Source organism: Bifidobacterium miconisargentati (genome assembly GCF_019331675.1).
Classification (GTDB): domain Bacteria; phylum Actinomycetota; class Actinomycetes; order Actinomycetales; family Bifidobacteriaceae; genus Bifidobacterium; species Bifidobacterium miconisargentati.
Map to the genome: position 1 here is coordinate 1 of NZ_JAHBBJ010000017.1, position 16,145 is coordinate 16,145.

Here is a 16,145-nt window from a genome sequence, read left to right on the forward strand (position 1 = left end):
GCCGCTTCGTCGCCATGCTGATCCTGTCTTCCATAAGACAAGCCAAACAGGACCGATACCGTTCGCGCTCATTCCCGATGAGGCACCACCACACCCTACGCGCTCAAAAAACGTGAGGCACGTCGCTGCCGCCGCAAAGTGACGGAAAAGTGATATAATTCACAATAACTAAAGATTTGGCGGTGCCCCCGGGTGACAAGGTCTCCCCGGGGGCACCTGCCGTTTACGGGGTGTACGGGGCAACACGCGAGGATGCGCCGTTGTCCGGCGGAACCGTAATATAGATATTCGTGTGTGCCAACGGCATGCCTTATGTGATAGGCGTGCGCGTTGGGATATCCCTCAAGTCTGTGAACGCACGCAGCAATACGGCGCGGGAGACTGGAGGGCCATCGGGCCGGTGGACTGGGCTAACTTTTCCGATTCGTCGGGCATTCTGCGAACAGACATGCCTTGGCAGGTTCAGGGGAGTGGGGCTGCAGTGCGGCGGCCGCACGAATGCAAGAGAAACCACTGAATCGGAGAATTCAAGTTGCCTACTATTGAACAGCTCGTCCGTAAGGGACGTCAGGCAAAGCCGAAGAAGTCCAAGACTTTGGCTCTGAAGGGAAGCCCGCTGCGCCGCGGCGTGTGCACCCGTGTCTACACCACCACCCCGAAGAAGCCGAACTCGGCTCTGCGTAAGGTCGCTCGTGTCCGTCTGTCCTCCGGCGTCGAAGTCACCGCCTACATCCCGGGCGAGGGCCACAACCTGCAGGAGCACTCCATCGTGCTCGTGCGCGGCGGCCGTGTGAAGGATCTGCCGGGTGTGCGTTACCACATCGTGCGTGGTGCGCTGGATACCCAGGGCGTCAAGGACCGTAAGCAGGGTCGTTCCCTGTATGGAGCAAAGAAGGCGAAGTAAGAGATATGTCACGTAAGGGACCTTCCAAGAAGCACGTCGTGCTGCCCGATCCGATCTACGGTTCCACCGTGGTGGCGCAGCTCATCAACAAGATTCTGCTTGACGGCAAGAAGTCGATCGCCGAGGACATCGTGTACTCTGCTCTCGACATCGTCAAGGAGAAGTCCGACCAGGAGCCGGTGGCCGTGCTCAAGCGCGCCCTGGACAACATCCGTCCGTCCCTCGAGGTGCGTTCCCGCCGCGTCGGTGGCGCCACCTACCAGGTGCCGGTCGAGGTCAAGCCGAACCGCGCCAACACTCTGTCTCTGCGCTGGCTGACCGACTTCTCCCGCGCCCGTCGTGAGAAGACCATGGCCGAGCGTCTGGCCAACGAGATCCTGGACGCCTCCAACGGCCTCGGCGCTTCTGTCAAGCGTCGCGAGGATACTCATAAGATGGCAGAGGCTAACAAGGCCTTCGCTCACTACCGCTGGTAATCCAGGAAGAAATAAGGAAAAACGATGGCTGAAGAGATTTCGGACCTCCACGACGTCCGCAATATCGGCATCATGGCTCACATCGATGCCGGTAAGACCACCACTACCGAGCGAATTCTGTTCTACACCGGCAAGAGCTACAAGATCGGTGAGGTCCACGATGGCGCCGCCACCATGGACTTCATGGCTCAGGAGCAGGAGCGCGGTATCACCATCCAGTCCGCCGCCACCACCTGCTTCTGGAACCGCCAGACGCACGACACCAAGGACAAGTTCCAGATCAACATCATCGATACCCCTGGCCACGTGGACTTCACGGCCGAGGTGGAGCGCTCCCTGCGCGTGCTCGATGGTGCCGTTGCCGTGTTCGACGGCAAGGAAGGTGTGGAGCCGCAGTCTGAGACCGTGTGGCGTCAGGCCGACAAGTACGGCGTGCCGCGTATCTGCTTCGTCAACAAGATGGATAAGCTCGGCGCGAACTTCTACTACTCCGTCGACACCATCAAGGAGAAGCTGGGCGCCAACCCGATCGTCATGCAGCTGCCGATCGGCGCTGAGAACGACTTCGCCGGCGTGGTCGACCTGGTCGAGATGAAGGCCTATGTCTGGAACGGCACCGAGGGCCTCGGCGCCAAGTACGACACCACCGACATCCCGGCCGATCTGCAGGACAAGGCCGAGGAGTACCACGAGAAGCTCGTGGAAGCCGCCGCCGAAGCCAACGACGACCTGATGAACAAGTTCTTCGAGGACGGCGACCTGTCCAAGGAAGACATCCGCGCCGGCGTGCGTCAGCTGACCATCGCCAAGGAAGCCTTCCCGGTCTTCTGCGGTTCCGCTTTCAAGGACAAGGGTGTGCAGCCGATGCTGGACGCCGTCGTCGATTACCTGCCGTCCCCGGAGGACGTGCCGGCCATCAAGGGCTACAAGCCCGGCGACGAGTCCGTCGAGATCGACCGTCATCCGACCAAGTCCGATCCGTTCTCGGCTCTGGTCTTCAAGATCTCCACCCACCCGTTCTACGGCAAGCTCGTGTTCGTGCGCGTCTACTCCGGCTCCGTCAAGCCGGGCGACAACGTGCTCGACTCCACCCGCGAGAAGAAGGAACGTATCGGCAAGATCTTCCAGATGCACGCCGATAAGGAGAACCCGATGGATGTGGCCGATGCCGGCAACATCTACACCTTCGTGGGCCTGAAGAACGTCACCACCGGTGACACCCTGTGCTCCATCGAGGATCCGATCACCCTCGACTCCATGACCTTCCCGGATCCGGTGATTCAGGTGGCCGTCGAGCCGAAGACCAAGGCCGACCAGGAGAAGATGGGCATCGCCCTCGCCAAGCTGGCCGAAGAGGATCCGACCTTCCAGGTCACCACGGACGAGGAGTCCGGCCAGACCCTGATCGCCGGCATGGGCGAGCTCCAGCTCGACATCATCGTCGACCGTATGCGTCGCGAGTTCAAGGTGGAGTGCAACCAGGGCAAGCCGCAGGTCGCCTACCGCGAGACCATCCGCAAGGCCGTCATGGACCAGGGCTACACCCACAAGAAGCAGACCGGTGGTTCCGGCCAGTTCGCAAAGGTCCTGATGAACTTCGAGCCGCTCGACACCACCGAGGGCAAGACCTTCGAGTTCGAGAACGCCGTCACCGGCGGTCACATCTCCCAGGAGTTCATCCCGTCCATCGAGGCTGGCGTCAAGGAAGCCATGGAATCCGGTATTCTCGCCGGCTTCCCGGTTGTGGGCGTCAAGGCCACCGTCACCGATGGTCAGATGCACCCGGTCGATTCCTCCGAGATGGCCTTCAAGCTCGCGGGCTCCATGTGCTTCAAGGAAGCCGCCCCGAAGGCCAAGCCGGTCATCCTCGAGCCGATCATGAAGGTCGAGGTCCGTACTCCGGAGGAGTACATGGGCGAGGTCATCGGCGATCTGAACCAGCGTCGTGGCAACATCCAGTCCATGACCGACGCCATCGGCGTCAAGGTCATCGACGCCAAGGTCCCGCTGTCCGAGATGTTCGGCTACATCGGCGACCTGCGTTCCAAGACCCAGGGCCGCGCCATGTTCACCATGGAGATGGACTCCTACGACGAGGTGCCGAAGAGCGTCTCCGAGGAGATCATCAAGGCCCAGCGCGGCGAGTGACACGCGCTGCCCGTTGAAGTGGCCAGTGTCTCCAGTCAGCGGTAAAATCGTGTACCGCTGACTGGGTTCTGGCTCTTCAATGTGGCACATAACCCAGAAACCCAGTAGAATAAGCGAGTCCCCATGCGACCAGCATGGATACACTCACGAGACGTCCAGGAGGACAAAGAGTAATGGCAAAGGAAAAGTACGAGCGTACTAAGCCGCACGTTAACATCGGTACCATCGGCCACGTCGATCACGGTAAGACTACCCTGACTGCCGCCATCTCCAAGGTGCTGCACGAGGAGTTCCCGGATGTCAACCCGGAGTACGACTTCAACCAGATCGATTCCGCTCCGGAAGAGGCGGCCCGCGGTATCACCATCAACATCGCCCACATCGAGTACCAGACCGCGAAGCGTCACTACGCTCACGTGGACTGCCCGGGCCACGCCGACTTCGTGAAGAACATGATTACCGGTGCTGCCCAGATGGATGGCGCCATCCTCGTTGTGGCCGCCACCGACGGCCCGATGGCCCAGACCCGCGAGCACGTGCTGCTCGCCCGTCAGGTGGGCGTCCCGAAGATCCTGGTCGCCCTGAACAAGTGCGATATGGTCGAGGACGAGGAGCTCATCGAGCTCGTTGAGGAAGAGGTCCGTGACCTCCTCGACGAGAACGGCTTCGATCGTGACTGCCCGATCATCCGCGTGTCCGCTTACGGCGCCTTGCACGATGACGCTCCGGACCACGAGAAGTGGGTTGAGCAGATCAAGAAGCTCATGGATGCCGTCGACGAGTACATCCCGACCCCGGTGCACGACCTGGACAAGCCGTTCCTGATGCCGATTGAGGACGTCTTCACCATCTCCGGCCGTGGTACCGTGGTGACCGGCCGTGTGGAGCGTGGCCAGCTGGCCGTCAACTCCCCGGTCGAGATCGTCGGTATTCGTCCGACCCAGTCCACCACCGTGACCTCCATCGAGACCTTCCACAAGACGATGGACGCCTGCGAGGCTGGCGACAACACCGGTCTGCTGCTCCGCGGCATCAACCGTACCGACGTCGAGCGTGGCCAGGTTCTGGCCAAGCCGGGCTCCGTCACCCCGCACACCAAGTTCGAGGGTGAGGTCTACGTGCTGACCAAGGATGAGGGTGGCCGTCACTCGCCGTTCTTCTCCAACTACCGTCCGCAGTTCTACTTCCGCACTACCGACGTCACCGGCGTCATCGAGCTGCCGGAAGGCGTCGAGATGGTTCAGCCGGGCGACCACGCTACCTTCACCGTTGAGCTGATTCAGCCCATCGCTATGGAGGAGGGCCTGACCTTCGCTGTGCGTGAGGGTGGCCACACCGTGGGCTCCGGTCGAGTCACCAAGATCCTCGCCTGATTTCCATCAGACAAGATCTAGTGCGCTTGAACTAGCGTCTTAGGAAATCCCCTTCGGGTTCGTCCCGGAGGGGATTTCTTGTATGCGAACGATTGCCGAAAGGCAAGAGACCTGAGTGGTAAACCATATACGGTATGGCTTGCGCTGGGAGCACACGTTCGTAATCCATAAGTGCAGGGCATGGCCCGACATTGCTGAGGGTTATTGGATTTCGTTATCGAGCGGTTGTTCAATAGAGGAAAGCCGCAACGACAAGGAGCGATGATTATGAGTGAGACCATGAAGGCCGCTATGTTCGTGGAACCCGGCAAGATGGCCGTGGAGGAAATCCCGAAGGCGCGCCTCGAACAGGACGATGACGCGGTGGTGCGCGTGGTGCGCGCCTGCGTCTGTGGATCCGACCTGTGGTATTTCCGCGGACTCTCCGGACATCCCAAGCACAGCCAGATCGGTCATGAGTCCATCGGCGTGGTCGAGGAAGTCGGCCCCGAGGTCACGTCCGTCAAGCCCGGCGACTTCGTGGTGCTGCCCTTCCCGTACAGCTGCGGCAAGTGCCCGGTGTGCAAGGCCGGCTTCGAATCCGTGTGCCCGCACGGCGGTTACTTCGGCGCCAGCCAGGCCGAATACGTGCGCGTGCCCGAGGCCGACGGCACCGTGGTCAAGGTGCCCGGCTCTCCCGAGGATTACGACGACGCCACGCTCGCATCCCTGCTGACCATCGCCGACGTGATGTCCACCGGTTATCACGCCGCAGCATCCGCCGAAGTCAAGCCCGGCGACACCGCCGTGGTGATGGGCGACGGTGCCGTGGGCCTGTGCGGCGTGCTCTCCGCGCATATGCTCGGTGCCAAGCGCATCATCGCCATGAGCCGTCATGAGGACCGTGCCGCGCTGGCCCGCGAATTCGGCGCCACGGACATCGTGGCCGAACGCGATCAGGCTGCCATCGACAAGGTGCTGGAAATGACCGGCGGCTACGGCGCGGACGCCGTACTCGAATGCGTGGGTTCCAAGCAGTCCTTCGATACCGCCATCGGCCTCATCCGCCGCGGCGGCGTGATCGGCCGTGTCGGCCTGCCGCATGATGTCGAGATCAGCGCCGAAGGCACGTTCTACGGCAACATCGGCATCAAGGGCGGTCCGGCCCCGGTGCGTCACTACGATCTTCACGCCGGTCTGCTCGATGCGGTGCTCAAGAAGGAGATCAACCCCGGCCGCGTGTTCACCGCCGAATTCGACCTCGACCACATCCAGGAAGCCTACGAGGCCATGGACCAGCGCAAGGCCATCAAGTCCCTGATCCGCTTCTGAACGTTGCGATACTCGGGCTCCCTCTCTGAGGGGCGCTGTCCCCGAACCCGACCGGATTCTTGCACCGCCCAGCAGGCTCCCCTCCCTGAGGGGAGCTGTCAGCGAAGCTGATTGAGGGAAGCATTCATGCAGCCCGCTTCTCATCTGTGCGGGCACTCATTGCTCAATACTCATTGAAACTGCACCATACTTCTGATACACTTTAAACTGTATTAGAAGTATGGTGCAGTTTGCGTTGGTGGTCGATGATGACCATACGGCGCGACTGCTCATCCAATGAGGAATGGGGTGATTGCGATGGCAATCATGGCGTCCTATGTAATCGTGGCGATGCTGATCTGGCTGCTGATGCTGGTGCTCACCATCACGGTATTGGTGCTGGTGATCAGGGCGTTGCTGCGCATGAATCACGAGCCCTCACTCTCGACGCGGACAGGATCAGCCGGCAGCAATCCGCCGATATCCGCTGACGGACCGCTCTTCGCAGCCCGGCATCGTGTGCTGATGGCGTTGCTCGCTGGTGCCGTGGTGCTCGTTGCGGGACTCGTCATCAACGATGCGTTGCCGCAAAGCATGTACCTCATCGCGGCGCTTACGCCGGGACTCGCCGCATCGGCGGTCATGGCGGTCATCGCACTGCCGTTTCCGGACGCTCCCGTGCGACGCACCACCGCCGGCGTGCGTGTGGCATCGCTCGAATCACGCGAACCGTGGACCTACGCCCGGCGATACGTGCTCATGCAACCGCTGCTCGCCGCAGCGCTGCTCATCGCGTACCTCGGCTTCACTATGGCCACGGCCAGTCCCGACGATTCCGGCCTGATGCGCAACATCTCGCTGACCAACCGGAACGGCGAACTGGTGAGTTCTTCCGGACCGTATCCGGGCGCGTACTATGCGGTGCCGTTGATCGTCGTCACGCTGGTGCTGGTCGCCCTGACCTGTCTGGCGCTGTGGCGCATCGCGCACGCTCCCAGTTCGCCTGACCCGCGATATGCCGAGGAAGACAAGGCCTGGCGCGTGCTGCTGACCCGGTTCGCGGTGTTCCTGTCCTCCGGCGCGATGCTCGCCTATGCGGTCGGCGTGCTGGTGGTGGCCGGTGCCGCCACAGTGCGCGTCGGCACCAATTACGGCTCGCTGCCCCCGGCGTATGCGGACGACGTGTATCCCACGCTGGGCAATGCGCAGATCATCATGGGCGGCGTGGTGGCCGTGGTCGCCTGCATCTATCTGGTCCTGGCATGCATCTCGGCCGTACGCTTGTGGACGAGCCCGAACCGTGGAGTGCGGCGATGAGCGGCGGAGGGGGCGAACTGCGTCTGGTGATCCGCGAATCGTCGCCTACTCCCGTCTACGAACAGATTCGCGCGCAGATCGAAGGCATGGTGCGCGTCGGCGCCCTGCACGACGGCGACAAACTGCCTTCGGTGCGTCAGCTCGCCGGGGACCTACGCATCGCCCCCGGCACGGTGGCCAAGGCCTATGCCGAGCTCGCCGAAAGCGGGGTCATCGAAACCGCGCCGGGCCGTGCCGCACGCATCCGACACGTGCCCACGATTCCCGAGCCGTTGCTCCAGGCCGCCCGTGCCTATGCGCAACGGGCGCACGGCCTCGGCGCGACATTCGATGACGCGCTGAACGCCCTTCGTGCTCAATGGTGAGCGACGCGGATAACTGCGGATAGGGATCGGCCGCATCGCACGCCGGTCACAATCGTGCCGCTGGCATATCAGGCGGTTTGATTTCCGTCCGTGGACTTCCGTGCTCTTTACAATGAGATGCGTTGCATCAATGAGAGGAAACGGGTGGGGCGATGCAGAAACAGGACATGTCGCAGACCGATCGCAGGCGGCGGCCGAACGCCATCGAAGTGCGCGGCGCCCGCGTGCATAATCTCAAGAACATCGATGTGAACGTGCCGTTGGGAGAACTGGTGGGCATCGCCGGCGTGTCCGGTTCCGGCAAAAGCTCGCTGGCATTGGGCGTGCTGTACGCGGAGGGCTCCCGACGGTATCTGGAGGCGCTCTCCACGTACACGCGCCGGCGTCTGACCCAGGCCTCCCGCGCACAAGTGGACGAGGTGTTGCATGTGCCGGCCGCGCTCGCCCTGCACCAGCGCCCCGCCGTGCCCGGCATCCGCTCCACGTTCGGCACGATGACTGAACTGCTCAACAGCCTGCGTCTGCTGTTCTCCCGCTGCGCCTCGCATGTATGTCCCCATTGTGGCGCACGGCAGCGGCCCACGATGAACGTGGCTGCCGAACTGCCCACCGTGTGTGCGCATTGCGGCAAGGAATTTCATGCTCCCGGCGCGGAATCGCTGGCCTTCAACTCCGGCGGCGCATGCCCCACCTGCTCCGGTACCGGCGTCGTGCGCGAAGTGAACCGTGCGGCCCTGGTTCCAGACGAATCGAAAAGCATCGACGACGGTGCCGTACTGCCATGGGGCTCGCTCATGTGGGACCTCATGAAGCAGGTGTGCGGCGCGATGGGCGTGCGTACCAACGTGCCATTCCGCGAGCTCACGCCTGAGGAGCGTGACATCGTATTCAACGGCCCGGCCGTCAAGAAGCACATCCTCTACCGGCCGAAGAAGGGCGACGATTTCGCCGAACTCGACTTCACCTACTACAACGCCGTCTATACCGTCGAAAACGCGCTCGCCAAGGCCAAGGACGAGCAGGGATTGAAGCGTGTGGCTCGATTCCTCGAGGAGAAGCCTTGCCCGGACTGCGGTGGTACCAGACTGAGCAAGGCCGCCCGCGCGCCCGAGATCGAGGGGCTGAATCTGGCCGAAGCCACCGCCATGACCCTGGACGATGCGGTGGCATGGGTGCGTGGCGTGCCCGGCTCGCTCCCGTCCGAAATGCAATCGATGGCCACGAACATCTGCGAATCGTTCCTCGACGTGGCCCGACGGCTGCTGGAACTCGGCCTCGGATACCTTTCACTCGACCGTGCCGGGGCGACCCTGTCCACAGGCGAACGCCAACGTGTGCAATTGGCCCGGGCCGTGCGCAACCGCACCACCGGCGTGCTGTACGTGCTGGACGAGCCGTCCATCGGCCTGCATCCCTCGAACGTGGACGGTCTGCTCGGTGTGATGCGTGACCTCGTGGCGGACGGCAATTCCGTGGTGGTGGTCGACCATGATGTGCGCGTGCTCAAAGCCGCCGACCATCTCATCGAAATGGGGCCGGTCGCCGGTGCCGAAGGTGGTCATGTGATCGCGCAGGGCGCGGTGTCGGACGTGGAGCGCACCGCCGGCAGCCGTATCGCGCCGTTCCTCACGGAGGATGGGCAGCGGCGCGTGCGGGCGCGTGTCGGTGCGGCATCGGCAGGTGGTGCTGGTGCTGACCGTGACGTTGTCGCAACCGACAACGTTGCCACAACCGACGCCGCCGCGACCTGCGGCACCGGTCAGGTCAGCGGTGCCGTCGCAGCCTGCGATGCTATTCAGGTCGGTGATGGTGCCGTGGTCACGTCACCGGACAATCCGGATATGTTCGCGCTCGGCCGCATCCATCTGGAAACCGGCCCATTGCACACCGTCAAGCCGCTCAGCGTGGACATCCCGCGCGGCCGGCTGGTGGCGGTCACCGGCGTATCCGGATCCGGCAAGACCACGCTGGTGCTGGAAACGCTGATCCCCGCGCTCAAGGCCGCGGCGGCCGGCGGCCCGCTGCCCGCGCACGTCCGCAAACTCGAAGCCGACGGCATCGTCCGTGCCAATCTCATCGACGCCACGCCGATCGGTGCCAACGTTCGCTCCACCGTGGCCACCTATGCCGACATCCACGATGAGCTGCGCCGCGCGTTCGCCCGTACCGACGAGGCCAAGGCGGGCGGATACAAGGCCGGCGACTTCTCCTACAACACTGGACGTCTGCGCTGCCCTACCTGCGACGGCACCGGGTCCATCTCGCTGGACGTGCAGTTTCTGCCGGACGTGACCATCGCATGCCCTGATTGCCGTGGCTCCCGATACGCGCCCGCGGCGAGCCTGATTCACCGACCGGTCGCCGTCCGGAAAGCCGGTAAGGCCAGTGAAGTCGGTAAAGCTGGCAAAGGCGGTACGGCCGATGGCACGGACGCCGCCGCTGACAAGACCAATCGAGTTGCCGGGAAGGGCATACAGGATACGGTCGCGACCGGTGAACCGCCGCGCTCGCTGACCCTGCCGCAGCTCATGGCGATGAGTGTGGACGAGGCTCTGGCCGTAACCGCCGACATGCGGAAGGTCCACGCCAGACTGACCACGCTGCACGATCTGGGACTTGGCTATCTGACGCTCGGCGAACCGACGCCCGCCCTCTCCGGCGGCGAGGCGCAGCGGCTCAAACTCGCCAGTGAGATGGGCAAGGTCCAGTCGGACGCCGTGTTCGTGTTCGATGAGCCGACCATCGGCCTGCACCCGCTCGACGTGCGTGTGCTGCTCGGCGTCTTCGACCGGCTCGTGGCATCCGGCGCCACCGTGGTGGTCATCGAACATGATCTGGACGTCATCGCCAACGCCGACTGGATCATCGACCTCGGCCCAGGCGGCGGCGAGGCGGGTGGACGAATCGTGGGCGAAGGCACACCCGAACAGATCGCCGCCAACCCGGCGAGCGTCACCGGCAAATACCTGCATATCCTTTGACTCGCATAATGATGTGGGTGCGACCGCCGTGGGCCTTTCCTTCGGCTCCCCTTGTCAGGGGAGCTGGCGGCGAAGCCGACTGAGGGGTAGTTCCAGGAAACTGCCGATTGGAAGTGACAGCCCTGCCCTCGCAAGGCGGGCAATGCGGAAGCACGGACGCGGCAGGGGAGTAGGATAACCGGCGTGGCTCAGGTTCTAGGCATCAAACGCGCGACAGCGGACGCAAAATACCGGCAAATGACCGAACAACCGGTCCGTCCGCTGATTCTGAGGCTTTGCCTGCCGGCCGTCATCTCCAATCTGGTGACCACCGCGTACAACCTCACGGACACGTTCTTCATCGGGCAGCTCGGTACCTCGCAGTCCGGCGCCATCGGCATCGCCTTCTCCATCATGACGATTCTGCAGGCGATCGGCTTCTTCTGCGGCAATGGCGCGGGCAACTCGATGAGCCGCGAACTCGGCAAACGCAACAACGAACGCGCATCCCGCCTGCTCGCGCTCGGCTTCGCGGGGGCCGTGCTTTTCGGACTGCTGGTCACCATCGTCTGCCTGAGCACGCTGCGTTCGCTGGTGGTGGCGCTCGGTTCGACGGCCACCATCGCGCCGTACGCCGTGCAATACCTGACGCCGATTCTCGTGGCCGCGCCCTGCGTGTGCGGCTCGTTCGCGTTGAACGGGCTCCTCAGATACCAGGGTCAATCCGCATTCGGCATGATCGGCCTGGTGTCGGGCGCGCTGCTCAACTTCCTGCTCGCGCCGCTGTTCATTTTCGTGCTGCATCTGGGTATCTTCGGCGCGGGTCTGGCTACCGGCATCTGCCAAACCGTCAGCTTCATCATCCTGACCACCATGAGTGCCAAATTCGGTGTCCTCAAGCTTTCGCTGCGCAACTGCAAACCAGACGCGCTGCTGCTACGTGAGATCGCGGGCGGTGGCCTGCCGTCGCTGGTGCGTCAGGGCGCGGGCTCCATCGCCACCACCTGCGTGAACATCGCCGCCAATCCGTTCGGCGACGCGGCGATTGCCGGCATGGCCATCGTGATGCGCATCATGCTTGGCGTCAACTCGGTGATCGTGGGTCTCGGCCAAGGCTTCCAGCCGGTGTGCGGATACAATTACGGCGCCGGCAAGTTCGCCCGCGTGCGCGAAGGCTTCTGGTTCTGCGTGAAACTCGCCACGGGCGTGCTGCTGGTGCTCGGCATCGCGATCTGGCTGGCTGCACCGCAATTGGTAGAGATCTTCCGTTCCGATCCGGAAGTGGTGGCGGTGGGCGTGGCCGCGCTGCACTTCCAATGCCTGTCCGTGGCGCTTAACGGCATGAACATGATGGGCAACATGATCAGCCAGACGCTCGGCAAGACCGGTATCGCCTCGTTCCTGGCGGTATGCCGCACCGGACTGTATCTGGCTCCAGTCGTGCTGGTGCTGCCGCACGTCATCGGCATCACCGGCGTGGAGGTGGCGCAAACCGTGTCCGACGTGCTCACGTTCGCCACGACAGTGCCGTTCATGCGGCGCATCCTGCGTCAGCTTCGGTAGCTGCGGTAGCTACGGCGACTCGGGGTGGCGATAGGTTCGGATTAACATCAGGTTCGGGATATTGCTCAATGGGCCCCTCGGTCGGCTGCCGTCGATAGCTTCTCCGGCAAGGAGCGACAAGGGAAGCCAGGATGTGAAAGGGGAATGAGTGGGACAGTTCGGTGTGATGGTCGGCCAGTTGGTCGGCTTTTTCATCATGCTCATGGTGGGTTACGGATGCGTTCGACTGCGCTTCTATGGCAAGGTGGCGCTGGACGGCATGTGCTCGCTGCTGCTCAACGTGCTCATCCCCGTGCTGGTCTTCTCGAACGCCGTGGACGGCACGGACCGCTCGCATCTGGCAGCCAACTGGGGCGTGATGCTGCTCACCGCCGTGATGTATGGCCTGCTCATCCTGACGTTCTGGGCGCTCGCGCATCTGCTGCGTCTGCGCGGCTCCAGAAGCCACATATTCCAGGCGTCGCTTATCTTCGGCAACGCCGGATTCATCGGCATCCCGCTCATCATGGCGCTGTTCCCGAAAGAGGGCGCGATCTACGTGGCGCTCATGTCCATCGTCGATCAGGCGCTGCTGTGGACGTACGGCGTGTGGCTGTGCGAACCGGTCCGCGAAGACGGGCACGACGATGCCGGGGAAACGCCCGACACCGGGAACGCGGCGGGTTCGACGAGCGCGAAAGGCGTGCGTCCCACGCTCGGCGCCCGAGTGCTCGGCATGCTGCGCCGCTTCGTCAACCCCGCCTTCATCGGCGTGATGATCGCGCTGGCCTTGATCCTGCTGGGCGTGCGCGTTCCGGACATCATCCTGAAACCCTTGCACACCATCGGCAATATGGCCACGCCGATGTCGCTCATCTATCTCGGTGGCCTGTTCGCACTGACCCGCTGGTGGAAGGTGCTGCGTCGTTACGAACTGTACGTGGGTCTCGTGGCCAAGATGATCGCGTTCCCGCTGGCGTTCTACGCGCTGCTTACGTCCGTCGTGGGCTGGCTGCCGGCCGCGGTGCCGATTACGCACGACATGGTGCTGATGATTACCGTGATCGCGGGTCTGCCCACGATGACCACCATTGCGATGTTCACCGGCCGCAAGGACAACATGCCCGAATACGCGGTGGGATTCGTGCTCGTGAGCACGCTGTTCTCCCTGTGCTCGCTGGCCGTGGTCTCCGCGATCGTGTTCTGAGGGACGACGTCCGCCGGGCTCGTATGCATGTACCCGTAACCGGGTAAGGTCGGCGGGTATGGAGAGCAACGCTGATGCGCCACGTAGGCGCGTGGACCCCGAACGCAAGCAACGCATCATCGAATCGTGCCTGACGGTGATTGCCGAACGCGGCGTGGCCGGCACCTCGCACCGCGTGGTGGCCGCCGAGGCGCACGTGCCGCTTGGCTCCATGACGTACTACTTCGACGGCATGCACGACCTGCTGCATCAGGCGTTCGACCAATTCGCCGATTGCTCCATCGCGGCGTTCGCGGCACGAATGGGTGCGGCCCGCACGTCCGAGGAGGCATGTGAGGCCATAGCCGCAAGTGTTGAACATGATGTACTCGCCACGGAGCGGGACACGGTCATCACCCTTGAGTTCTACACGCTCGCCGCCCGTGATGCATCGTTCCGCGACATCAGCGACCGGTGGATGGGCGCCGTGCAACGGGAATTGGGCCGGTTCTTCGACGCGCGCACCGTGGCGTTGCTAGATGCGATGATTGAGGGACTGACCCTGCACCGGGCACTCGGCGGCGAGCCCAAGGACGCGAACGACCTGCGCGCAGGCATCCGTCGCGTGGCGTTCGGCGAGGCCCGATAATCGGTGGCTTTGTTAAACCAAGATTGACATGAATTCTATTGGACTGCCCCTCAGTCGACCTCGCTGCCAGCTCCCCTGACGGGGAGGAGCCAGGAATGGGGCATGCCAATCATGGTTTAACGAGCCTGAACGTTACTGGGCAGCGTAGTTGTCGTCGGCATCTCCGGAATCGCCGAAAGCACTGTCGCCCATGTATTCGCGGGCGCTGACGCGGTTCACGTTGCGTGACTGGTCCACCGCGCGCTGGATGACGCGGCGCACGTCGAACCCATGGATGATGTTCTTGAGCACCAGTTGTCCGCCGGAGGACTGGTCGCGCGTCTCCAGCGTGATGGTGGACAGGCCGAACAAACGCTGCAGCAGCGTGCGCGTGACGGTCAGATCGACCACACGGAACAGTTTCGTCACGTCATAGGTCTCGCGCAGAATGCCGGATTTGACCGCGATCTCATCGTTGGTCAAGGTGTAGGTGGTGAACGTGAAAGGGGTGCGGCACCAGTTGCGCTTGCGCTGCGCCCACAGGATATCGCCGTCGGCCATGCTGTTGGACATTGCGGTTCCTTTCGTCAAAGGCCTTACGACTCCCATCGTAGGCGATGATGGTCCCTCGTTCGACGCGAAATCAAACGATTGCTGACTGACAAGTCCGTGGCATGGATGTATGCTAGGCGGCATTACGAGATACGAGGCGGTATTTCCATGGAAACGTGAACCAGGAGGTTCCTGAAATGACACAAGGTGATGCGGTCACGATACGTGACGTGGCGAAATTGGCCGGAGTGGCGGTCTCGACGGCATCGCGTGCGCTGGGGAACGGTTCGGCTTCGGCGAGGACCAGACAGAAGGTGCAGCAGGCAGCCGAAGAGCTGCATTTCGTGCCGAACCAGGCGGCGAAACAACTGACTTCGGGCAAATCGAACATCATCGCGATCATGGTGCCCGAGGAACCTGACTTCGTGTTCCGTGATGCCTTCGTTTCAGGGATGGTGGCACAGCTGGCCACCTCGTTCACCGCGGTGAACCTGTTGCCGTTCCTGGCGCTGACCAAACCGCATGATGCGAAGGGGTTCTTGAAGGTGCTCAAGGGCTCGGGCGCCGCCGGCATCGTCGTCGTCAGCTTCCACTATTCGAAACCGTTCGCGGATGCCCTGAAGCAATGCGGCAAGCTGATCGTGTCCATAGGCACTCCGAGCCCGTCCATGCACTACCCATATGTGGACGTCGATAACTATCAGGGCGGGTACGATGCCGTCATGCTGCTGCACAAACGCGGCTGCCAACACATCGCGGTGATCGCCGGCCCCACCGACATGCAGGCTTCGGTGCTGCGCACCGAAGGCGTGAAGGACGCTCTTTCGTCGTTGGGAATGGAACCGGTTGCATTCATTCCGGGCGAATATGGTGCCCAGCGTGGCGAGGAGGTCATGCTTCAGATACTTTCCGAACACCCTGAAGTGGACGGAGTTTTTGCAATATCCGACGAGACCGCGGCCGGTGCCCTCCGTGCGCTGCTGAATTCAGGCAAACGAGTGCCGGAGGATGTGGCGCTGATCGGATTCGATGATTTCCATGTTGCGCGTGCGGTCTCGCCAAGACTGACGACCTTCGCTCAACCCTTGGCAGCTATGGCGGAAACGGCTACCGAGATGATGTCCGAGCGGTTGGAGACAGGGGAGTGGAAACGCAAGGCCGTGCTGTTCCCGGCCCCCATGGTCAGACGCGAAAGCGCCTGATAATAACGCCCGCATATGTTGATTTGAACATATGCGGGCTTTTCTGTGACGTTTTGTGAATGTGAACGTGCACATCGTGCGCGACACGCCCGTTACCATTTTGTGATTTGCGAACCCGTTTTCAGAATGCTAACTTATAAGTCAGTTTTGGAAACGGTTCCAAAACGGGTGGTGTGATGAAGCGCCACGAAGGAGCAGACAC

The 16,145-nt window shown here is 62.6% G+C and carries 13 protein-coding genes; 12 read left to right on the top strand and 1 reads right to left on the bottom strand.

Annotation, left to right across the window (positions count from 1 at the left end):
• Positions 1-532: 532 nt before the first annotated feature.
• The 11 genes from rpsL to KIH81_RS10020 all read left to right on the top strand — a co-directional run bounded on the left by rpsL (position 533) and on the right by KIH81_RS10020 (position 14,210).
• Positions 533-904 (top strand): 30S ribosomal protein S12, encoded by a 372-nt coding sequence (rpsL, locus tag KIH81_RS09965; protein ID WP_003808601.1) that lies wholly within the window; start codon positions 533-535, stop codon positions 902-904.
• Between the two features lie 5 nt (positions 905-909).
• Positions 910-1,380, top strand: coding sequence for a 30S ribosomal protein S7 (rpsG, locus tag KIH81_RS09970; protein WP_094667337.1), 471 nt, complete (start codon positions 910-912; stop codon positions 1,378-1,380).
• Positions 1,381-1,404: 24 nt separating this feature from the next.
• Complete coding sequence (gene fusA / locus KIH81_RS09975; protein WP_109057244.1) at positions 1,405-3,528, top strand: elongation factor G; 2,124 nt, start codon at positions 1,405-1,407, stop codon at positions 3,526-3,528.
• 173 nt (positions 3,529-3,701) lie between these two features.
• A complete protein-coding gene (gene tuf, locus KIH81_RS09980) occupies positions 3,702-4,901 on the top strand; it encodes an elongation factor Tu (protein WP_214305176.1) in 1,200 nt (399 codons plus the stop codon).
• Between the two features lie 267 nt (positions 4,902-5,168).
• Positions 5,169-6,212 (top strand): zinc-dependent alcohol dehydrogenase family protein, encoded by a 1,044-nt coding sequence (locus tag KIH81_RS09985; protein ID WP_214305177.1) that lies wholly within the window; start codon positions 5,169-5,171, stop codon positions 6,210-6,212.
• A gap of 297 nt (positions 6,213-6,509) precedes the next feature.
• Entirely contained in the window at positions 6,510-7,508 is a 999-nt protein-coding gene (locus KIH81_RS09990) for a hypothetical protein (RefSeq protein ID WP_214305178.1), read from the top strand.
• Complete coding sequence (locus tag KIH81_RS09995) at positions 7,505-7,873, top strand: GntR family transcriptional regulator (RefSeq protein WP_214305179.1); 369 nt, start codon at positions 7,505-7,507, stop codon at positions 7,871-7,873. The genes KIH81_RS09990 and KIH81_RS09995 overlap by 4 nt, the downstream gene beginning before the upstream one ends.
• A 152-nt stretch (positions 7,874-8,025) precedes the next feature.
• Entirely contained in the window at positions 8,026-10,854 is a 2,829-nt protein-coding gene (locus KIH81_RS12120) for an excinuclease ABC subunit UvrA (protein ID WP_236029509.1), read from the top strand.
• 183 nt (positions 10,855-11,037) lie between these two features.
• On the top strand, positions 11,038-12,396 hold the full coding sequence (locus KIH81_RS10010; RefSeq protein ID WP_214305180.1) for an MATE family efflux transporter: 1,359 nt from the start codon (positions 11,038-11,040) through the stop codon (positions 12,394-12,396).
• A 148-nt stretch (positions 12,397-12,544) separates the two neighbouring features.
• Entirely contained in the window at positions 12,545-13,582 is a 1,038-nt protein-coding gene (locus KIH81_RS10015) for an AEC family transporter (RefSeq protein WP_214305181.1), read from the top strand.
• Between the two features lie 58 nt (positions 13,583-13,640).
• A complete protein-coding gene (locus KIH81_RS10020; protein WP_214305182.1) occupies positions 13,641-14,210 on the top strand; it encodes a TetR/AcrR family transcriptional regulator in 570 nt (189 codons plus the stop codon).
• A 132-nt stretch (positions 14,211-14,342) separates the two neighbouring features.
• Here the strand turns inward: KIH81_RS10020 and KIH81_RS10025 are convergent, their stop codons facing one another.
• Positions 14,343-14,762: a PH domain-containing protein gene (locus tag KIH81_RS10025; protein ID WP_214305183.1), complete on the bottom strand. Its 420-nt coding sequence runs from the start codon at positions 14,760-14,762 to the stop codon at positions 14,343-14,345.
• A 155-nt stretch (positions 14,763-14,917) separates the two neighbouring features.
• Between KIH81_RS10025 and KIH81_RS10030 the strand changes: the two genes are divergently transcribed.
• On the top strand, positions 14,918-15,943 hold the full coding sequence (locus KIH81_RS10030) for a LacI family DNA-binding transcriptional regulator (protein WP_338024759.1): 1,026 nt from the start codon (positions 14,918-14,920) through the stop codon (positions 15,941-15,943).
• Positions 15,944-16,145: the final 202 nt, after the last annotated feature.